The organism is Micromonospora sp. NPDC048868 (genome assembly GCF_043198195.1).
GTDB classification, from domain to species: Bacteria; Actinomycetota; Actinomycetes; order Mycobacteriales; family Micromonosporaceae; genus Micromonospora; species Micromonospora reichwaldensis.
Genome location: NZ_JBICUN010000008.1, coordinates 123,570 through 143,929 on the forward strand (window position 1 = coordinate 123,570; position 20,360 = coordinate 143,929).

Below are 20,360 nucleotides of genomic sequence, written 5' to 3' on the forward strand. Positions count from 1 at the left end.
GTCAGCGGTGGTCGTTCTCCTTCAGCTCGATGACCCACGCGCGGCGCTCGGCGATCTTGCCGTCGCGCATGACGAACACCTCCGCCATCGACATGCGCATCTCCTCGCCGGTGTCGCGCCGCACCGAGCCGACCAGCTCCGCCATCACGGTGTCGCCCTGCTCCACCATGCGGACGACCTCCAACCGGGGCGGCGGCACGAAGCCCGGCCCCTCGATCGCGGCGTCGTAGGCCTCCTTGCCCTTCAGGTGGAAGGCGCCGAACACGGTCCACTCGATGTCGTCGGTGAGGCAGGACAGGATCTGCGCGTGGTCGTTCTTCCGGAAGCCGTCCAGGTAGGTCTCGACGGTCTGCGTGTTACGCGACATCGCGCGGTGTCCCCTCGTCTCGGCGAGCCTGCCCGACGGCAGACCTGCCGAAACTAACCCCGGGGTGTGACGGCCGGTGCGCGGGACGCGCCGGCCACCACGAATCTCAGGACGAGCCCCGCCGGGACCGGTGGTTGGCGTGCTTGCGGGCCGCGAAGTCGTACGCCTCGGCCAGCAGCTGCCGCACCGTGTCCACGCTCGCCTCGCCGGGGTTCACGACACACACCCAGTGCTGCGGGGCGTAGACCGGATGCGGCAGCACGGTGTCCGGCGCCGTGTGGTCGACGTGCGGTCCGTGCCCCTGCGGAAACAGCGCCCCGTACGCCGAGCGGGTCAGCCCGACGTTGAGCCGCCACGCACCGGGCCTGCCCAGGTCGGAGGCGTCGTCGTAGTGGTCGCCGGTCACGATCGTCGCGAAGGGCAGCTGTCGCTCGGCGGGCAGGTCCCGGCCGGGGTCGTAGATGTAGAAGGTGTCCCCGTTCGCCTCCAGGGCGTCCACCCCGTCGAAGGTCTCGCGGATGTACCGCTTCATGTCACCAACGTCCATGCCTCAAGTTTTCCATTGAAATGCTTGTTGAGGCTTACGCCGGTTTTCGGCCGCTCGTAGGCGGTGAACCCTCAAATCCGGGCACAATCCCGGTCGTACGCATGGCAACCCACGACGAGCGGAGCGGACTCCGCCCCGCGACCGGGGCCGGTCGCGGGGCGGAGTCGCCTGCCGTCAGCCGGTGCCGTCGAGGACGGGAATGAGCTGCTCCTCCTCGTACGTCAGATGGGCCTCCAGCTCGGTGCTGAGACGCTCGACCTCCCGGCGGGCCTCGTCGGGGTCGGCGTCGGGGTCGCCGACGACCTGCTGGAGGCGTGCGACGAGGGCCGCGATGCGACCGTGCTCCTCGCGCAGCCGGGCCAGCGCCGGGGCGAGGTCCGGCCGTTGCCCCTCCAGGCCGGCGAACATGCCGTCGTCCTCGTTGCGGTGATGGTGGTGCAGGCCGTGGCAGAAGGTCAGGCAGTTCACCCGCAGCTGCGCGCCCAGTCCCGGGCCCGAACGGGCGACCTCGTCGCGGATCAGCGCCAGCTCCCGACGGAACGCGTCGTGGACGAGTTTGAGCGCCGCGCCCCAGGACGCCGCCTCCGGCGGCCCGCCCGCCACCTGGTGCAACGCCACCACGGGAATGACCCGCGCCGTCTTCGCCTGGTACGCGGCCCAACCGGGGTCGGCCTCCACGGCCCGGGCGAAGATCTCGTCGCGTTCGGCGCCGGTCAGCACGACCGCGCGGGCCTGGTAGGTGAAGACCCCGTCCTCGACGGTGGCGAGCGGGTCGGCGAGGAGGTTGTGGTACCAGTCCGGGTGCCTCGGGCCGCCCCCGGCCGAGGCGATGACGAGGATGCGTTCGGTGTCGGGCAGGTAGCCGACGGGGGTGGTGTGCGGGGCGCCGGAACGGGCCCCGGTGGTGGTGAGCAGGATCAGCCGGGCCCCGTCGAAGGGACCCCCGACCCGGCCGTGGTTGGCGCGGAACTCGTCGATGATCTGCTGGTTGAAGTCGTTGGGCAATGCTCTGCTCTCTGCTCGGGCAGGGATGTGCGGCCACGATGGATCGCCCGCCCGGCGACCGGTGGCGGCGAGGATGCGGATACGCCGGCGGACGACCCGGCGTGGACGGTGGGAAGCGCGCTGCGGTGGACGTGGCGTCGACACCGGCAATCGCGGGGACGGCGGGCCACGGGCCCGCCCCCGGCTCACCTGACGGCCGGGTGCCCTGTCCGCTCGTGGCCCATGGCCGACCCGGCAGTCACGGATCCGACCGTAGTGCGGGTGACGACGGCTGGCAAGCGTCATCCGGTTGCGGCAGCGAGGGCGCGGTGACACGGTCGGCAGATGCCCGAGCTGACCGGCGTCGACGTGGACCGCGCCGTGACCGAGATGGCCGCCGTCCTCGGCCCGCACACCGGGCGGGACTGGGGCGTGCCGGCCGGCGGGCTGGCCTGGAGCTGCTGGACCACCGCCGCGCACGTCGCGCACGACCTGCTGGCGTACGCCGGCCAGGTCAGCGGGCGACCCGACGACGGCTACCTGCCGTTCGACCTGGCCGTCTCCCCCGCCGCCGGCCCGGCCGAGGTGCTACGGGTCGTCGTCGCCTGCGGCGGCCTGCTGCGGGCGGCCGTCGACGCCGCCCCGCCGGAGGCGCGGGCCTGGCACTACGGGCCCTGCGATCCGGCGGGCTTCGCGGCGATGGGGGTGGCGGAGACGCTGCTGCACACCGACGACATCGCCCGCGGCCTCGGGGTGTCCTGGCAGCCGCCGCAACCACTGAGCGCCGCCGTGCTGCGGCGGCTCTTCCCGGACGCGCCCGCCGGGCCCGCGCCGCAGGTGCTGCGGTGGCTGACCGGCCGTGGTGAACTGCCCGGCCGCCCCCGGCGCACGTCCTGGTCGTGGCGGGCGGCGGTGGACTGAGCGGGGGCTACGCCACCCGGCGGCGCCAGGGCGGTCGCCAGCCCCGCCGGCGCGGCGCGGCCGCCGGTGGCGGGGCCGGGATCGCGGCGGTGCGGGCCTTCCGCTCGGCCCGCCAGCGGCGGACCACCTCGTCGGCGTTGACCGGGCGCACCGCGACCCGGGGCCCGGTGGGCGTACGCAGCCAGGAGAGGATCTGGGCGTTGAGGTCGGCGACGAACGCGCGCACGGACTCCTCGGTCGGCAGGTCCCGCACCTCGTCGGGCACCTGTTCGATGCGGCGGCGCAGTTGCAGTGGCGTCGGCAGCAGCAGGTCGGTGGGGAGCTTCTCCCGCTCCAGGAAGCTCTTGATCCACCACGACTCGTCGTACGGCTGGCCGCGACCGGGGATCGGCTTGCCCATGCCCGGCAGGTCGTCGAACTCCCCCTGCTCCTGCGCCGCGCGGATGCGCGCCTCGACCGTCGCTTCCCAGCTGTCCACCTGCCGACACCTCCCCCGGACCTCACGGTAGCGCGGCCGCCCCGTGGGGGCCGACGGAAGACGTCAGCGCCCCGCCCCGGCCGGGCATTCCCGGTCCGACCGGGCCCAGCGGGCGTGCCGGTGGCCGTCGCGGGGGAACGGCGGACGGGCCGGCAGCACCTCCTGGAACACGTAGCCGGCCTTCACCGCGACGCGACAGGACGCGGGGTTGTCGATCTGGTGCAGCAGGTCCAACCGCCGCAGGCCGGCGAACCGGGCGAACGCCCAGTCGGTGACCGCGCTCAGGGCGTGCGGGGCGACGCCCCTGCCCCGCGCGGGCGCGGCGGTCCAGTAGCCGACCTCGGCGTCCTCGCCGCCTTCGGTGACGTTCTTGAGGACCACCTGCGCCACCAGGGTCTCGCCGACCGGGTGCGGCTCCAGCACGGCGAAGCAGAAGCGGTGGCCGTCGTCCCAGTCCCGGTGTGCCGCGGCCAGGAACCGGCGCGCCTCGGCGGTCGTGGTCACCGGCGCCCGGGTCCAGCGCAGCAGCACCGGGTCGCGGTACGCGGCGATCAGGGCGTCGGCGTCGTCGTCGCGCCAGGGACGCAGCAGGAGCTCCGGCAGGGTCGGGGTGGCGGGGGCGTGCAGCATCGGCCCAGTGTGCCGGTCGCCGTGTCGAGCGTGGGGGGCGCGCGGCACGCGGGCACACCGGTCGGCGGCGTACGGCGTAGGGTCGGCGCGAGCATCGGCAACGGGGGGAACCATGGTCGGTACGGGTGCACTGGTGGGCATCGCGCTGGTGGCGCTGGGGATGGTGTTGACCCCCGGGCCGAACATGGTCTATCTGGTGTCCCGGTCGGTGACGCAGGGCCGGCGGGCGGGGCTGGTGTCGCTGCTGGGCGTCGCCGCCGGTTTCGGCATCTACCTGGCCGCTGCGGTCGCCGGCATCGCCACGGTGTTCGTGCTGGTGCCCGCCCTGTACACGGCGGTCAAGCTGGCCGGCGCGGCGTACCTGCTGTGGCTGGCCTGGCAGGCGCTGCGACCGGGCGGGCAGTCGCCGTTCGCCCCGGCGCCGCTGCCGCCGGACCCGGCCCGGCGGCTGTTCACCATGGGCCTGGTCACCAACCTGCTGAACCCCAAGATCGCGATCCTCTACGTGTCGCTGCTGCCGCAGTTCATCGACCCGGCCCGTGGCCACGTGGCGGCGCAGAGCCTGCTGCTGGGGCTGACCCAGATCGCGGTGGCGCTGACGGTGAACGCGCTGATCGTGCTCAGTGCCGGCGCGCTCGCCGGGTTCTTCGCCCGCCGGCCGCTGTGGCTGCGGGTGCAGCGACTCGTGATGGGCACGGTGCTGGCGGGGCTGGCGGTGCGGATCGCCGCCGACCGGTCCCGCGCCGCCGTCGCCATGCCCTGACCCCGAGACCCACCCCTGACCAGCGAGCCCACCCCGACAGAGCGCTACGCCGGGCGGACGGCGGCGGTCTCCCGGAGCACGGCCGTGCCCCCGGCGGGCAGGTGCACCTCCGTGGCGGCCGTCGCGCCGGTGAGCAGGTCGACCCCGGCCGCCGGCACCCGCTGCGGCCGGTCGGTGTGGTTGAGCAGGAACAGCCAGCTCGCCCCGGCGGCGCGTCGGCGGACCGCCTCGACCCCGGCCGGCGCCGCCGGGCAGACGGGTGTCGCGCCGGCCGCCCGCGCGGCCTCCGTCACCAGTCGACGGTAGGTGGCGTCGTCGGGTCGGGTGGACACGTACCAGGCCGTGCCGGCGCCGCTGCGGTGGCGGGTGACCGCCGGCAGCCCCGCGAGCGGGCCACCCGCGTACGAGGCCACCGGCTCCGCGCCGGCGAGGCGTACCGTCTCGGCCCAGAGGCGACCGGTCCCGGCGTCGGACAGGGGCACCGTCTCGCCGTCGGCGAGGGGATGGAACTCCTCGACCCGTACGCCCAGCACGTCGCGGAACGCCCCGGGGTGACCGCCGAGCCGGACGCGGGCGTGCTCGTCGGCGACCCCGCTGAGCCACGTCACCAGCAGATGACCGCCGCCGTCGACGTACCCGCCCACCCAGTCGGCGGTGGCGTCGGAGGCCAGGTAGAGGGCGGGCAGCACCAGCAACCGGTACCCGTCGAGCCGGTCGCCGGGCAGCACGATGTCGGTGCCGAAGCCGGCGCCCCACAGCGCCCGGTGCGCCGCCGACACCTCGTCGCGGTGGTTCAGCCGCGGCGACGGCATCCCCGGGTGGCCCAGGGCCCAGCCGCTGGCGGCGTCCCAGGCGATCGCGACGGCGGCGTCGACGGTGCCGTCGTCGACCTCCGAGATTCGCTCCAGGGCCGCGCCGAGGTCGACGGCCTCCCGGAACACGCGGGTGTCGGGGCCGGCGTGCGGCACCAGCGCGGAGTGGAAGCGTTCCGCCCCGCCGGCCGGGGCCCGCCACTGGAAGAACATCGCCCCCCGTGAGCCGCGCGCGACGTGGGAGAGGCTGTGCCGGGCCATCCGGCCGGGCTCCTTGGCGTGCATCCGCCCGCCGCTGTGGATCTGGTTGGGGGCGCTCTCCATCAGCAGCCACCGCGCCGGGCCTCCGACGTCGCCGGTGCGCCGACCGGCGCCGTGCCGCGCCCAGCCCCGGGCCAGGTCGGCGGCGAGGGCGGTCTGCTCCTCGGCGCCGCCGTCGGTGGCGTCCGGGTAGTGGTCGATCGCCACCAGGTCCACCTCGGCGGCCCAGCGGGCGTGGTCGACGGGCACCCAGTCGCCGAGGACGAAGTTGGTGGTGACCGGGACCGCCGGGTTGGCCGCGCGCAGCAGGTCGCGCTGCTCGGCGTACGCGGCGAGCAGGGTGTCCGACCAGAAGCGGCGGAAGTCCAGCAGGTGCCCCGGGTTGGCCAGGTACTGCGTGGCGCGGGGCGTGTCGACCTGCGCCCAGTCGGTGTAGTGCTGGCTCCAGAAGCTGGTGGCCCAGGCGGCGTTGAGCGCGTCGAGGTCGCCGTGCCGGTCGGCCAGCCAGCGCCGGAACGCCCGGGCGGTGTGCGGGCAGTGGCAGGTGGTGCCGTACTCGTTGTGCACGTGCCACAGCGCGAGGGCCGGGTGGTGGGCGTAGCGGTCGGCGAGGGCGGCGGCGATGCGCCGGGCGGCGGCCCGGTAGGCGGGCGCGGCGGCGCAGTAGGTGTCCCGGCTGCCGTGGTGCAGGCGTACGCCGTCGGCGGTCACCGGCAGGGCGTCGGGGTGGGCCAGCGAGAACCAGGGCGGGGGCGACGCGGTCGGGGTGGCCAGGGCGACGGAGATGCCGTTGTCGTGCAGCAGGGCCAGCATCTGGTCCAGCCAGTCGAAGGTGTACCGGCCGGGCTCCGGTTCGAGTCGCGACCAGGCGAACACGCCGACGGTGACCAGGTTGACCCGGGCGCGGCGCATGAGGGCGACGTCCTCGCGCCACACCTCGACCGGCCACTGTTCGGGGTTGTAGTCGCCGCCGTAGCGCAGCCCCACACCGTCACCCCACATCGCCCACCGCCAATTTTGTTGAGGAGGCGTCCAAAATATTGACGGGGTTTGCGCCTGTCAACGCCGATGATCCGCCGATCCGGTGCAGGTTGACGTTGACAGTTAGTTGAGAAGCCAAAGAAACTGGCGGGACCGCCGGAACCATCCTGGAGGAGACGCCGATGCCCTACCGACCGCCGTTGGTCCCGTACGAGACCTTCGTGGCCGATCCACCCGACCTGCCGGTGCGCGGCCCCGGCGAGGACGCGGCCGCCGTCGTCGGTCGGGCCGAGGTCGTCGCGACCGACGCGCACGGGGTGACGTTCAAGGCCGCCCTCTCCGACGGCGCGAGCATGGTGGTGCGCGTCGACGCCGCTGGTGAGGGGGTGATCCGGGTACGCCTGTCCGACGATCCGCAGGCCCGCAGCCGCTCCGCGCGGGCGCTGTCCCTGGTGCACCCCGGCACCCACCCCGCCACCGTCACCGTCGACGAGGCCCGCGTCCGGGTCGACGCCGGCACCGTGGTCGCCGAGATCCGGCTGGACCCGTGGCACCTGCGCTTCCTCGGCCCGGACGGGCGGGTCCTGCTGGAGCAGGACCCGGGCACCCGCGACATCAGCGGCCGGCGGCGCACCCTGCCGTTCGGCCGCTCCACCGTCGACGGCGCGCCCGTCGCCTGGCACGAGAGCTTCGTGGCGCCCGGCGACGAACGCTTCGTCGGCTTCGGCGAGAAGTTCACCCCGCTGGACAAGCGCGGGCAGCGGCCGTTGATGTGGAACTTCGACGCCTTCGGCGGCGAGTCGGACCGCTCCCACAAGAACGTGCCGTTCTACCTGTCGGACCGGGGCTACGGGGTGCTGGTCGACAGCGGGCTGCCGGTGCAGTTCGACGTCTGCCAGTCCACCCACAGCAGCGTGCAGCTCCTGGTCCCCGACGACCTGCTCGACTACTACGTGCTGGCCGGCCCGACCCCGGCCGAGGTGCTCGACCGCTTCGACCGGCTCACCGGCCGTCCTTACCTGCCGCCGAAGTGGGCGTTCGGCGCCTGGGTCTCCTCCGGCTTCTTCCCCGACTCGCAGGAGCGGGTGCTGGAGCGCGCCCGCCTGCTGCGCGAGCGCGGCATCCCCTGCGACGTGCTGCACCTGGACTGCTACTGGCAGGTCGCCGGCCGCTGGTCGGACCTGCAGTGGGACGCCGAGGCCTTCCCCGACCCGACGCAGATGCTGCGGACCCTCGCGGGGCAGGGATTCCGGGTCTGCCTCTGGATGAACCCGTACCTGATGACCGACAGCCCGCTCTACGCGGCGGCGGCCGAGGCCGGCTACTTCCTGCGCCGCGCCGACGGCAGCCCGTACGTCGCCGACGTCTGGCACGGCAGCCACCCGGCGAGCGCCATCGTGGACCTCACCAACCCGGCGGCCGTCGAGTGGTTCACCGGGCTGCTGCGGCCCCTGCTGGAGCAGGGCGTGGCGGTGTTCAAGACCGACTTCGCCGAGGGCGTGCCCGTCGACGCCGTCGCCCACAACGGGATGACGGGCGTCGAGCTGCACAACGTGTACGCGCTGCTGTTCAACGACGTGGTCGCGCGGGTGACCGAGGAGGTGACCGGGCACCGCACGGTGTGGGCGCGCTCGTCGTACCTGGGCGGGCAGCGGCACAGCGCCCAGTGGAGCGGCGACGTCAACGCCACCTGGCCGGGGCTGGCCAGCACCCTGCGTGGCGGGCTGTCGCACGGGCTGTCCGGCGTGCCGTTCTGGAGTCACGACACCGGCGGCTTCCACGGCACCCCGACGCCCGAGCTGTACGTCCGGTGGAGCCAGTTCGGCGCGCTGTCGCCGCTGGTCCGCCTGCACGGCACCACCAGCCGGCTGCCGTGGGACTTCCCGGCCGAGACCGAACGCGACGCGGTGGCCGCCCTGCGGCTGCGCTACCGGCTGATGCCGTACCTGTGGTCGGCGGCGGTGCGCTCGGCCGCCGACGGGGCGCCGATGATGCGCGCGCTGCTGGTGGACACCCCCGACGACCCGACCGCGTGGACCACGGACCTGCAGTACCGCCTCGGCACCGACCTGCTGGTCGCCCCCGTCACGGATCCGTCCGGGCGGCGCGACGTCTACCTGCCCGTGGGCGACGACTGGGTCGACGCCGCCACCGGCGAGCGGCACGCCGGCGGGCGGCACCTGCGGGTGCACGTGCCGCCGCACCGGCTGCCGCTCTACGTCCGCCACGGCGCGCTCGTGCCGGTGGTCGCGCCGGGCGACACGGTGGGCGACGGGCCGTTCCGCGACGTGACCCTGGTGAGCTGGGGCGGGGTCGACGCCCGCACGGTGCTGCACGACGTCGACGGCGACACGGCCGTGGCGGCCGTACGCGACGGAGACACCCTGCGCGTGGACACCGACGGTCCGCTGCGGGTGACGCACGTCAGCGTCGTCGGCGCGGACCTGCCGGCCCGGCTGCTGCTAAACGGCGAGCCGGTCACCCCGGCGCCCTTCGACGGGTGGTTCCCCGACCCGGAGTGACGGCGAGCGGCGCCCGACCCGTCAGGGGTCGGGCGCCGCTCAGGCCCGGTCAGCCCTTCACCGCGCCGGTGATGACGCCCTTGGTGAAGTGCCGCTGCACGAACGGGTAGACGATCACCGCCGGCACGACGGTCACCATCACCACCGCCATCTTCACCGCCAGGGTCGGCGGGTACGCGCTGATGCCCGGCAGGCTCACCGCGGCCCCGGACACGTTCGGCGACTGCCCGGCGAGGATGTAGCTCTGCAACACCCGCTGGATCGGGAACTTGTCGTTGTCGTCGATGTAGAGCACCGCGTTGAAGTAGGCGTTCCAGTAGCCGACGGCGTAGAAGAGACCGACGACGGCGATCACCGCCCTGGACAGCGGCAGCACGATGCGCCACAGGATGCGGAACTCCCCCGCGCCGTCGATGCGGGCGCTGTCGAGCAGCTCACCGGGGACGTTCATGAAGAACGCCCGGATCACCACCAGATTGAACACGCTGATCGCGCTGGGCAGGATCAGCGACCAGATGCTGTCCTTGAGCCCCAGGCCGGTGACCACGAGGTAGCTGGGCACCAGGCCGGGGAAGATCAGGAAGGTCAGCAGGAAGAAGAAGAGCAAGCCCCGGTGCCCCACCGACCCGGGCCGGGACAGCCCGTACGCGGCGAGGACGGTGAGCACCAGGCTCACGGTCGTGCCGAGGACGGTGACCAGCGTGCTGATCCACACGGCCTGGGTGATCTGCCCGCCGCTGAAGATGGTGATGTACGCCGACGGGTCGAGCTCGCGGGGCACCATCACCATCCCGCCGGCCTCGTCGATCGTGCTGCGCGAGGCGAGGCTTGTCACCAGCACCGCCCACATGGGCACGAGCACGGCCGCGACGAGCAGCGTGAGCACCGCCCCCTTGGCCACCGTGCCCAACGGCGAGGGCGGTTCCTCCCAGGCGGGGCGTCGGGAGTTCCGCCGCCGGGGCGGCGGGTCGAGGGTCGGGCGTGCCGGCACCGGGCCGGCGCCACTGAGCTGCGCGGTCATGACTTCGCGTACACCCCCTGCTCGCCGAGCCGGTGCGCCACCTTGTTCGCGGTGAGGATGAGCACCAGCCCGACCACGGCCTTGAACAGCCCGGCGGCGGCGCCGAGGCCCCACTGCTGGGTGCTGATGGCCTGGTAGTAGACGAACGTGTCCAGCACCTCGGCGGCCTCCCGACCGACCGCCTCGCGTTGCAGGATGAACTGCTCGAAGCCGACCGACAGCGCGTCGCCCAGCCGCATGATGAGCAGCAGCACGATCACCGGGCGCAGGCCCGGCAGGGTGATGTGCCACAGCCGCCGCCACCGGCCGGCCCCGTCGGCCGCCGCCGCCTCGTACAGGTTGGGGTCGATCGCGGACAGCGCGGCCAGGAACACGATCGCGCCCCAGCCGACGTCCTTCCACACCGACTCGGCGGTGACCAGGACGATGAAGGTGTCCGGGTTGGTCATCACGTCCCAGGGCTGCATGCCGGCCTCGCGCATCTCCTGGGCCAGCAGGCCCGCGCCGCCGAGCATCTGCACGAAGAACGTGACCACCAGCACCCAGCTGAAGAAGTGCGGCAGGTAGACGACGCTCTGCACGAAGCCCCGCACCCGCCCGGAGACCAGGCTGTTGAGCAGGATCGCCAACATGATCGGCAGCGGAAAGAAGAAGACGAGCTGGAACGCGGTGATGGTCAGGGTGTTGCGCACCGCGTCCCAGAACAGCGGGTCGCCGAAGAGCGCCTCGAAGTTGCCGAAGCCGATCCACTCGCTGTAGAGGAACGCCTCGAGGGGGTCGTCGCCGACGAACGGGTTGTAGTCCTGGAAGGCGATGACGTTGCCTAGTGTCGGCACGTAGTGGAAGACCAGCAACAGGCACGCGGCGGGCGCCGTCATGGCCAGCAGCGGCCAGTCCCGGCGCAGCCGGTCCCGCAGGGTACGCCGGGGCCGGACGGGCGGCGTACGACCGGCGGCCCGGCCCCGGCGGCCGGGCCGGGTCGGGCGGGGGTCCGCCGGCGCGTCGACCGCGCCGGCGGTGCCCGGGCCGCTCATCGGCCGTTGTCGGCGAGCGCCTTCTCGTGGAACGCGCGCCCCTCCTCACCGCCGGAGGCGAGGAACTCCTTCGTCACCTGGTCGAGGTCGCTGATCGGGCGACGGCCGCGCAGGATGTCGCGGATCTTGTCGTCCGTCGGCTGGATGATCTTCGACCAGTTGGCCGGCAGCTCCAGCTTGATCCCGGCGAACAGGTCCTTCTCCAGCAGGCGGATGTCCTTCTTGCAGTGGTCCAGGAACTGCTGGACGTAGTTCGGCGTGTCGCTGCTCTTCACCTTCACCGGCACCCGGCAGAAGTTGTACTGGCCGCCCAACTCCTTGCGGCCGAGGTCGGTGGGCAGCGGACTGCCGTCGGGGCCCCGGGTGAAGTGCTTGCCCTCCACGCCGTACTCGCGCAGCTCGAACTCGCGGCTGCCGAACGGCGCGGCGGACCAGTTGAGCACCCGTAGCAGCTCATCGACCCGCTCCGCGCCGGCGCCCTTCTTGAGGAAGGTGTAGAAGATCGGCTTCTCGCTGCCCCAGATGACCGGCTGGGCGCCGGCCACGCCGAACACCGGCAGCGGCTGCATGTCGAAGCTCGGCAGGATCTTCGACTGTTCGCCCTGCAGGCCCTGCCACGCGCCGAGCCCGTCCTGGAACATCACGATCTTGCCGGCCTTGAAGAGCTGCTTCTCGTCGGCACCCTTGCTGGCCACCGTGTCGGGGTGCACCAGCCCGTCGGCGAAGAGCTTCGCGGTGAACTCCAGGGCCGCACGGAATGCCGGGTTCTCGAACTTGTGCTCCAGGCCGCCATCGGGCTTCTTGCGCCAGATCTGCTGGCAGCCGAAGAACTGCTGCACCATGTCGAAGACGCTGCCGAAGGCCCACACTCCCTTGCCCGGGTCGGTGAGCTTCCGGCCCAGCTCGTGCAGCTCCTCCGGCGAGGTGGGCGCGGTCAGCCCGGCCTTGTCGAGCAGGTCCTTGCGGTGGAACAACGCCCACGCGAACACCCCGTCGGTGGGATACGGCACGGCGTAGAGCCGGCCGGCCCAGACCGAGTACTCCCACGCGCCGGTGGGCAGTGCGGCGAGGTACGGGTACTTCGCGGCGTTGTCGCCCTTGAGGTGGTCGGTGAGGTCCTCGAACAGCGCCTTGACTGCGTCGGAGAACCGGGCGACCTTGTCGACCTCCCAGTTGGGGACCATGAGCAGGTCGGGCACGTCGCGGGCGCCGAGCATCGCGTTGAGCTTGTCGGCGTAGGTCGTGCCGTCCTGCAGGCTCGGGTCCAGGTCCACGCCCAGCTTGGCGTTGACCGCCGCCAGGTAGGAGTTGCGGCCCAGTGTCGGCGGGGTGGGCCCCCACCACGGGCTCATGCTGCGGATCGGCGGGCCGCCCCGGCCGGGCTGCTCGGTGACGGCGTCGACCAGGCTGCGGGGGTAGCTGAGGTAGCCGTCGGGGATCGGCCCTTCCCCGACGATGTCGGGCTTGAGCAGGTCGGCCGGCTTGTGGGTGGGCAGCACCGACCGGATGGCGTCGCCCTTCGTGGCGCTGCCCTTGCTCCCGGCCTCCTTGCTGCAACCGGCCAGGGTGGCGCCGCCCATCGTCGTGGCGGCGCCCAGGCCGAGCAGGCGCAGCAGGGACCGTCGGTCGGTGGATACGCCCGGCAGGGACGGCTTCACGGCGCACTCCCTTCGTCATCGGATAACGGTTTCGCGGACCGTTCGTGTCCGGCTAGAATTAGTTGGGGTTCTAGCCGAACAAACTAATCGACGGTGATCCGTCCCACAAGACAGCGGCACCCGCCACGTAAGCGATGATGGGGCGCGCGGCACCACCGGGATCGCGCACCGTCGCCCAGGGAGCGGACAGATCGTGATCAGCAGCCACAGCGAACCGCGGCCGAGCGACCTCGGCGACGTCCGTACGGCCAACCGGGCCGTCGTGCTGCGGCACGTCCGCCGCCACGCCCCCTGCTCCCGGGCCGACATCGCGGCGCACACCGGCCTGAACAAGGCCACCGTGTCCAGCCTGGTCGGCGAGCTGATCGAACGGCGGCTGCTGCGCGAGACCGGCCTGACCGAGAACCGGGTCGGGCGCCCCGCGACCATGCTCGTCCTCGACGGCGCCCCGTACGCGGCACTGGGCATGCAGATCGCCGCCGACGAACTGGTGGTGGTGGCCGTCGACCTGGCCGGCGCCCGGCTGCTCACCTGGCGGCGTGCCTTCGCCGCGACGACCTCCTCCCCCGCCGAGACGGTCCGCGCGCTGGCGGCCCTGGCCCGGCGGGCGATCACCCGGCTGACCGGGCAGGACCGCCGCGTGCTCGGCCTGACCGTGGGCGTGCCCGGCCTCGTCGACGCCGACGGCGCCGTTCCCCGGGCCACCGCGCTCGGCTGGCGGGAGGTGCCCCTCGCCGCCGACCTGCGCGCCGCACTGCGCGAGCCCGGTCTCACCGTCGACGTCGACACCGACGCCAACCTCGCCGTCCTCGCCGAGCACCGCCACGGCGCGTACGCCGGGACCGCCCACCTGGTCCACCTCACCGGCGGGGCCTCCGTCGGCGCGGGGATCGTCGCCGGCGGCCGGCTGCTGCGCGGCGGACGGGGATTCGCGGGCGAGATCGGGCACCTGACGCTCGACCCGGCCGGTCCCGCCTGCGGGTGCGGGCGGCGCGGCTGCCTGGCCGCGTACGCCGGACTGCCGGCGGTCGTCGGCCGTCTGCTGCCCGACACCCAGCAGGACGGGCCGGTCACCGACTTCCTGCCCGAGATCGAACGGATCCAGGCGCTGGCCCGCCAGGGCGACCCCGGCGTCCTGGCCGGACTGGCCGACGTCGGCTGCCGGCTCGGGCACGCCGCCTCCGTCCTGGCCAACCTGCTCAACCCGCAGGCCGTGGTGGTCGGCGGGCACTTCGCGACCCTGGCGGAGTGGCTGCTGCCGGCGGCCCGCACGGAGTTCGCCGCGCGGACCCACGCCCCGAACTCCGGCGGCTGCCTGCTCGACGCCTCCACCCTGGACTCGGCGGCCACCGCGCTCGGTGGCGCCACCGCCTCGCTCGCCGCCGTCGAGTCGGGTCGGCTCCCCTCAGCGTGACCCCCGGGGGCCAGCGGGCCTTGACCGGACCGGCGCGGGGTGCCAACCTCGAACCGCCGCCCTGTGGCTCGGGCACCCGGGGCGGCATGTCTCGCGCAGTCGTCGAAGCGCTTCAACGCTTCCGGGCCGGCGGCCGCCACCCCCACCGCGACGCCGCTCGCGCCACCGTTCGTCGAAGCGCTTCGACACGGTCGTGACGCGGACCCACGGAAGGCGACCCGACCATGACCGACCACCCCGCCCCCTCCCCGCAGGCCATCGTCGACGACCTGCTGGACCGGCTCACCCTGCCGGAGAAGCTCGGCCTGCTGCACCAGTGGCAGGCGCCCGTGCCCCGCCTCGGCCTACCCCCCTTCCGCACCGGCACCGAGGCGCTGCACGGGGTGGCCTGGCTCGGCAAGGCCACCGTCTTCCCGCAGGCGGTCGGGCTCGCCAGCAGCTGGAACCCCGAGCTGGTCCGCGCCGTCGGCGCCGCCGTCGGCGACGAGGTCCGCGCCAAGCACCACGCCGACCCCGAACGGGTCGGCCTCAACGTCTGGGCGCCGGTGGTCAACCCGCTGCGCGACCCCCGCTGGGGACGCAACGAGGAGGGCTGGTCCGAGGACCCGTGGCTGACCGGCCGGGTCGCCACCGCGTACGCCCAGGGACTGCGTGGCGACCACCCGCAGCGGCTGCGTACGGCGCCGACGGTCAAGCACTTCCTCGCCTACAACAACGAGACCGACCGGGCCACCACCTCCAGCGACCTGTCCCCCCGGGTGCTGCACGAGTACGAGCTGCCCGCCTTCCGCGCCCCCCTCGCCGCCGGCGCGGCCGTCGCCGTGATGGCCTCCTACAACCTGGTCAACGGGGTGCCCGCGCACCTGAGCCCGCTCATCGAGAACGAACTGCGCCGCTGGACGCCCGAGGAACTGCTGATCGTCGGGGACGCCGGCGCGGTGACCAACATCGCCGGGGTGCAGGGCCACCTGCCCGACCACGTCAGCGGCTTCGCCGCCGCCCTGCGCGCCGGGATCGACAGCTTCACCGAGGACGACGCCGACAGCGCCCCGACCGTCGCGCGACTGACCGAGGCGCTCGACCGGGGGCTGATCACCGGGTCCGACGTGGACCGCGCCGTCCGGCGGATCCTCACCGTCCGCGTCCGCCTCGGCGACCTGGACCCGCCGCGCGACGACCCCTTCGCCGGCGTCGCGCCGGACGCCGTCGACCGCCCCGCGCACCGGGACCTGGCCCGCGAGGCCGCCCGCCAGTCGATCGTGCTGCTGCGCAACGACGGGCTGCTCCCGCTGACCGACGCGGGCCTGCGGGTGGCCGTGCTCGGCCCGCTGGCCGACGCCGTCCACGAGGACTGGTACAGCGGCACCCTGCCGTACGCGGTGACCGCGTACCAGGGCCTGGCCGAGCGCCTGTCCACGGTCACCACCCACCCCGGCACCGACCGGATCGCGCTGCGCGTCGGCGGGCGCTACGTCGGCTGCCCGGACAGCCCCGACGGCGGCCCGCTCACCGTCGGCGCCGACGCCACCGGGTTCGACGTCTTCGACTGGGGACGCGACGTGGTGGCGCTGCGCGCCGCGGGCAACGGCCGGCACGTCGGAGCCGACGAGGCCGGCGCACTCGCCAACGACCGCCCGGGACCGGGCGACTGGGTGGTACGCGAGACCTTCCGCTTCCATGACGGCCCCGACGGCACGGCGCTGCTGCACCACCTCGCCACCGACCGGTACGTCGCCGTCGACGCGGACGGGCGGCTGCGCGCCGACGCCCCGACCCCGGGCGACGCGACCCGCTTCACGGTGGAGCTGCTGGCCGACGGGGCCGCCGAGGCCGCCGCCCTGGCCGCCGGAGCCGACGTGGCGGTGGTGGCGCTGGGCAACCACCCGATGGTCAACGGCCGGGAGACCGAGGACCGCGTCGACCTGGCCCTGCCCACCGGCCAGGAGACGCTGCTGCGGGCGGTGCACGCCGCCAACCCGCGCACCGTGCTGGTGGTGACCAGCAGCTACCCGTACGCCGTGGGGTGGGCCGAGAGGCACCTGCCGGCGGTGCTCTGGTCGGCGCACGGCGGCCAGGAGCACGGCACCGCGCTGGGCGACGTGCTGCTGGGCGACGCCGAGCCCGGCGGCCGGCTCACCCAGACCTGGTACGCCGACGCCGCCGAACTGCCCGACCTGCTCGACTACGACGTGATCGGCTCCGATGCCACCTACCTGTACCACCGGGGCGACCCGCTGTACCCGTTCGGCCACGGCCTGAGCTACACCCGCTTCGAGTACGCCGGCCTGCGGCTGAGCGTCGACGAAGCCACCGCCGGCGAGGAGGTCGAGGTGAGCGTCGAGGTCACCAACGCCGGCGACCGCCCCGGCGAGGAGGTCGTGCAGCTCTACACGCGCCAGCGCCGCTCCCGTGTCAAGCAGCCGCTGCGCCAGCTGCGGGACTTCGCCCGGATCAGCCTCGCGCCGGGGCAGCGGCAGGTGGTGCGGCTGCGGCTGCGTACCGCCGAGCTGAGCTGGTGGGACGAGACCCGGGGCCGGCGGGTGGTGGAGGACGCCACCCACACCGTCATGGTCGGGCGCTCCGCGCGCGACGTGCGGCTGGTCGGCACCCTCGCCGTACGCGGCGACGAGGCGGCCCCCGACGGCCGGGCGGCCGTGCCGGCGTCGGGGCGGGCGCGGTGAGCGGGGCGCGGGGGCGCCCGTCGCCCGGGCAGCCCACCATCGCCGACGTCGCCCGGCACGCCGGGGTCGCGGTGAGCACCGTGTCGTACGTGCTCAGCGGCAAGCGCGTCATCTCCGAGGTCACCCGCAACCGGGTGCTGGCCAGCATCCGGTCGCTCGGCTACCACCCGCACGCCGGGGCGCGGGCCCTGGCCAGCCGGCGGGCCAACGTGATCGCGCTGGTCCTGCCGCTGCGCGCGGGGATGCAGGTGCCCGTGGTGATGCAGTTCGCCATGGCCGTGGTCACCACCGCCCGCCGCTTCGACCACGACGTGCTGCTGGTCACCTCCGACGAGGGGCCCGCCGGCCTGCGGCGCGTCGCCGCCACCGCCCTGGTCGACGGCGTCCTGGTGATGGACGTGGAGCTGGACGACCCGCGGGTGCCGCTGCTGCGGGCGCTGGCCCGGCCCAGCGTGCTCATCGGCCTGCCCGCCGACGCCACTGGCCTGACCTGTGTGGACCTGGACTTCCACCGGGCCGGGTGGGCCTGCGTCGCGCACCTGGCCGGGCTGGGGCACCGGCGCGTGGCGCTGCTCGGCGCGCCCGCCGCCGTCTACGACCGGGGCACGGGCTTCGCGCACCGCACCCGCGCCGGCGTGGTCGAGGCCGCCGCCGGGCACGGCGTCGACGCGGTGGCGCTGCCCTGCGAGGAAGGGGCGGCGGCCGTCCGCCGCACCCTCACCGACCTGCTGGAACGCCACCCCGACGTGTCGGGGCTGATCGTGCAGAACGAGGCCGCCGTGGACCCGGTGCTGGCCACGTTGCCCGCGCTGGGCCGGCGGGTGCCGCAGGACGTGTCGGTGGTCGCCGTCTGCCCCGACCGCTTCGCCGAGCAGGCCAGCCCGATGCTCACCGCCGTGCCCGTCCCCGCCGAGGAGATCGGCACGCAGGCCGTGTCGCTGCTGATGCGCAAGCTCGACGGCGAGGCGGTGCCGGAGGTCACCCTGCTGCCGCCCCGGCTGACGGTACGCGGCAGCACCGCCGCCCCCGCCCCGGCGGCGAGGGCCGGCCGGTGACCGCCGGGCCGTCCTCCGCCGCGCACCGCATCGTCGACACCGCCCCCGCCGGGCGCTGGGAGGACGCGTTCCTCTCCGGCAACGGGGAGGCCGGGATCATGGTGTACGGCCGGCCGCACGCCGAACGCATCATCGTCAACCACCACCGCTTCGTCCTGCCCAACGGCACCCGCGACGCCCGGCCGCCGGAGCTGGCCGCCCTGCTGCCCCGCGTCCGTGAGCTGATCCTCGCCGGCCGGCGCGCCGAGGCCAGCCGGCTGCTCGCCGGCGACGGGGTGCTGCGCTGGACGCAGTCGTTCCATCCCGGCTTCGCCCTCACCGTCGACGCCGTGGCGCCCGGCCCCGTCGACGGCTACCGGCGCCGCACCGAGTTCACCACCGGGGAGGTCGTCGTCGAGTGGGCGGACGGCCGGCGGCGCTCGTTCGTCTCCCGGGCCGACGCGCTGGTGGTCACCCACGTCGACGCGGGCACCTGCGAGGTGGGCGTCACCGGGGACCTGCCCGGCCGGCCGGATTCGGTGCGCTACACCGTCGCCGCGTACCGCCGGGGGGAGCTGGTCTTCCTGCGGGTGCGGGGCCGCTACCCCGACGCGGGCGGCGCGTACGGCTTCGAGGGGCTCACCCTGCTGCGCGGCGACGTGGCGGTCCTCGGCGACGACCGGGTGGCGGTGCGCGGCCCGGCGCTGCTGACCACAGTGCTCGACCGCCCCGACACGCCGCCGTGGCGCACCGGCGAGCTGGAGGAGCGGCTGGCGGCCCACGCCGGCGACGGCTACGAGAGCCTGCTGGCCCGGCACGTCGTGCTGCACGGCCGCGCCTACGGGCGGGTGAGCCTGGACCTGCGGGTGCCGGACGCGCAGCGGCAACTGCCCGTGGGCGAGTTGCTCGCGGCGCAGGACGCCGACGCGGGCATGCTGCGGCCGCCCCTGCTGGAGCGGCTGTTCCACGCCGGCCGTTACCTGCTGCTCAGCTCCAGCGGTGTCCTGCCGCCCCGGCTGACCGGGCTGTGGCTCGGCTCGTGGGACGCCGCCTGGGCGGGTGACTTCACCACCGACGCCAACCTGAACCTGCAACTGGCCGGCGCGAACGTCGGCGCCCTGCCGGAGGTGACCGCGGCCCACGCCAACCTGGTACGCGGCCAGGTCGACGACTGGCGGCGCAACGCGCGGGCGATCTACGGGGCCCGGGGGCTGCTGGCGCCCAGCCGCACCGACGGCGAGCACGGCCACCTGTTCCACCTGCACGAGGACTGGCCCTTCGCCGCGTGGCTGCCCGGCGCGGACTGGCTGCTGCACCCGCTGCACGAGCAGCACCTGGTGACCGGTGCGCCCCTCGGGGAACTGGCCGGCTGGCTGGCGGAGGTGGCGGACTTCTTCGCGGACCTGCTCACCGTCACCGACGAGGCGGGCACGGTGGTCGTGGTGCCGTCGTACTCGGCGGAGACCGGCCCGCACGACGAGCGGGGGCGGGCGGTGCACGTGGCGGCGAACGCCACGATGGACATCGCCGCCGCCCGGCACGCCCTGCGTACCGCCGCCGAGGTGACCGGCTCGGACCGGTGGGCGGGGCTGCTGGGGCGGCTGCCCGCGTACCGGGTGGACGGGCGCGGGGCGCTGGCCGAGTGGGCGTGGCCCGGCTACCACGGCGACGACGACCACCGTCACGTCAGCCACCTCTACCCGGTGTGGCCGCTGGACGAGATCAACCCGGACGACACCCCCGAGCTGGCCCGGGCCGCGCACCGGGCGCTGACGCTGCGCGGCGACGAGAACCTCTCCGCGCACGGCAGCCTGCACCGGGCGCTGGCCGCCGCCCGGCTGCACGACGGCGCGCTGACCGCCGCGAACCTGCTGAAGATCGTCGGCAACGACATGTTCTTCCGGTCCCTGATGAGCGCGCACAATCCGGGCCTGGTGACGTACAACGCCGACGCCGCGCACGCCCTGCCGGCGGTGCTGATCGAGTCGCTGGTGCAGTCCCGCCCGGGGCTGCTGTGGCTGCTGCCGGCCGCGCTGCCGGGCCTGGACGCGGGGGTGCTGCGCGGGGTGGCCTGCCGGGGCCGCGTCGGCGTCGAGGAGCTGTCCTGGTCGCCGGGGCGGGTGCGGGTCCGCCTGTGCTCCCCCGTCGCGCAGCGGATCGGCGTGCGCAGCCCGTACGGCGCACGGGACGTGGACCTGGCCGCGGCGTCGCCGGTCGAGGTGGCCTTCGGCGCGCCGGACTGACAGCCACGC

Annotated in this window: 16 protein-coding genes; 7 read left to right on the forward strand and 9 right to left on the reverse strand. The window is 74.3% G+C overall.

The window, feature by feature from the left end; translation table 11 throughout:
* Position 1: 1 nt before the first annotated feature.
* The 3 genes from ACGFNF_RS15295 to ACGFNF_RS15305 all read right to left on the reverse strand — a co-directional run bounded on the left by ACGFNF_RS15295 (position 2) and on the right by ACGFNF_RS15305 (position 1,919).
* On the reverse strand, positions 2-367 hold the full coding sequence (locus tag ACGFNF_RS15295; protein WP_357579375.1) for a nuclear transport factor 2 family protein: 366 nt from the start codon (positions 365-367) through the stop codon (positions 2-4).
* Positions 368-473: 106 nt separating this feature from the next.
* Complete coding sequence (locus ACGFNF_RS15300; protein WP_393168362.1) at positions 474-914, reverse strand: DUF6194 family protein; 441 nt, start codon at positions 912-914, stop codon at positions 474-476.
* 174 nt (positions 915-1,088) lie between these two features.
* Positions 1,089-1,919, reverse strand: a complete 831-nt coding sequence (locus ACGFNF_RS15305) for a nitroreductase/quinone reductase family protein (protein WP_393168364.1) — start codon at positions 1,917-1,919, stop codon at positions 1,089-1,091.
* A gap of 324 nt (positions 1,920-2,243) precedes the next feature.
* Between ACGFNF_RS15305 and ACGFNF_RS15310 the strand changes: the two genes are divergently transcribed.
* Positions 2,244-2,819 carry a maleylpyruvate isomerase N-terminal domain-containing protein gene (locus ACGFNF_RS15310; RefSeq protein WP_393168366.1) on the forward strand — a complete coding sequence of 192 codons (576 nt, stop codon included), beginning with the start codon at positions 2,244-2,246 and terminating at the stop codon, positions 2,817-2,819.
* 7 nt (positions 2,820-2,826) lie between these two features.
* On the opposite strand, the gene ACGFNF_RS15315 is transcribed toward ACGFNF_RS15310, so the two are convergent.
* Both ACGFNF_RS15315 and ACGFNF_RS15320 read right to left on the reverse strand, forming a co-directional pair.
* Positions 2,827-3,297 (reverse strand): DUF1992 domain-containing protein, encoded by a 471-nt coding sequence (locus ACGFNF_RS15315; RefSeq protein WP_393168368.1) that lies wholly within the window; start codon positions 3,295-3,297, stop codon positions 2,827-2,829.
* 63 nt (positions 3,298-3,360) lie between these two features.
* A complete protein-coding gene (locus ACGFNF_RS15320; protein ID WP_393168370.1) occupies positions 3,361-3,927 on the reverse strand; it encodes a GNAT family N-acetyltransferase in 567 nt (188 codons plus the stop codon).
* A 112-nt stretch (positions 3,928-4,039) separates the two neighbouring features.
* Between ACGFNF_RS15320 and ACGFNF_RS15325 the strand changes: the two genes are divergently transcribed.
* A complete protein-coding gene (locus tag ACGFNF_RS15325) occupies positions 4,040-4,690 on the forward strand; it encodes a LysE family translocator (protein WP_151453162.1) in 651 nt (216 codons plus the stop codon).
* Positions 4,691-4,734: 44 nt separating this feature from the next.
* On the opposite strand, the gene ACGFNF_RS15330 is transcribed toward ACGFNF_RS15325, so the two are convergent.
* The gene (locus ACGFNF_RS15330; RefSeq protein ID WP_393168373.1) at positions 4,735-6,765 is read right to left on the reverse strand and encodes a beta-galactosidase; all 2,031 of its coding nucleotides are present in this window, start codon (positions 6,763-6,765) and stop codon (positions 4,735-4,737) included.
* Between the two features lie 161 nt (positions 6,766-6,926).
* On the opposite strand from ACGFNF_RS15330, the gene ACGFNF_RS15335 reads away from it, so the two are divergent.
* Positions 6,927-9,266 carry a TIM-barrel domain-containing protein gene (locus tag ACGFNF_RS15335; RefSeq protein WP_393168375.1) on the forward strand — a complete coding sequence of 780 codons (2,340 nt, stop codon included), beginning with the start codon at positions 6,927-6,929 and terminating at the stop codon, positions 9,264-9,266.
* A 49-nt stretch (positions 9,267-9,315) separates the two neighbouring features.
* Here ACGFNF_RS15335 and ACGFNF_RS15340 read toward each other — a convergent pair whose 3' ends face one another.
* Genes ACGFNF_RS15340 through ACGFNF_RS15350 form a run of 3 tightly spaced genes read right to left on the reverse strand, consistent with a single transcriptional unit; the run spans position 9,316 to position 12,979 of the window.
* On the reverse strand, positions 9,316-10,287 hold the full coding sequence (locus ACGFNF_RS15340) for a carbohydrate ABC transporter permease (protein WP_393168377.1): 972 nt from the start codon (positions 10,285-10,287) through the stop codon (positions 9,316-9,318).
* Positions 10,284-11,321, reverse strand: coding sequence for an ABC transporter permease (locus ACGFNF_RS15345; RefSeq protein WP_393168379.1), 1,038 nt, complete (start codon positions 11,319-11,321; stop codon positions 10,284-10,286). The genes ACGFNF_RS15340 and ACGFNF_RS15345 overlap by 4 nt, the downstream gene beginning before the upstream one ends.
* Complete coding sequence (locus ACGFNF_RS15350) at positions 11,318-12,979, reverse strand: extracellular solute-binding protein (protein ID WP_393168381.1); 1,662 nt, start codon at positions 12,977-12,979, stop codon at positions 11,318-11,320. The genes ACGFNF_RS15345 and ACGFNF_RS15350 overlap by 4 nt, the downstream gene beginning before the upstream one ends.
* A gap of 193 nt (positions 12,980-13,172) precedes the next feature.
* On the opposite strand from ACGFNF_RS15350, the gene ACGFNF_RS15355 reads away from it, so the two are divergent.
* The 4 genes from ACGFNF_RS15355 (at position 13,173) to ACGFNF_RS15370 (ending at position 20,351) form a co-directional block, all read left to right on the forward strand.
* Positions 13,173-14,393 carry an ROK family protein gene (locus tag ACGFNF_RS15355; RefSeq protein WP_393168383.1) on the forward strand — a complete coding sequence of 407 codons (1,221 nt, stop codon included), beginning with the start codon at positions 13,173-13,175 and terminating at the stop codon, positions 14,391-14,393.
* A gap of 224 nt (positions 14,394-14,617) precedes the next feature.
* Positions 14,618-17,074: a glycoside hydrolase family 3 C-terminal domain-containing protein gene (locus tag ACGFNF_RS15360; protein WP_393168385.1), complete on the forward strand. Its 2,457-nt coding sequence runs from the start codon at positions 14,618-14,620 to the stop codon at positions 17,072-17,074.
* A complete protein-coding gene (locus tag ACGFNF_RS15365; protein ID WP_393168387.1) occupies positions 17,071-18,129 on the forward strand; it encodes a LacI family DNA-binding transcriptional regulator in 1,059 nt (352 codons plus the stop codon). Before ACGFNF_RS15360 ends, ACGFNF_RS15365 begins: the two co-directional genes overlap by 4 nt.
* Positions 18,126-20,351 (forward strand): glycoside hydrolase N-terminal domain-containing protein, encoded by a 2,226-nt coding sequence (locus ACGFNF_RS15370; RefSeq protein WP_393168389.1) that lies wholly within the window; start codon positions 18,126-18,128, stop codon positions 20,349-20,351. Before ACGFNF_RS15365 ends, ACGFNF_RS15370 begins: the two co-directional genes overlap by 4 nt.
* The last annotated feature ends 9 nt before the right edge of the window (positions 20,352-20,360 follow it).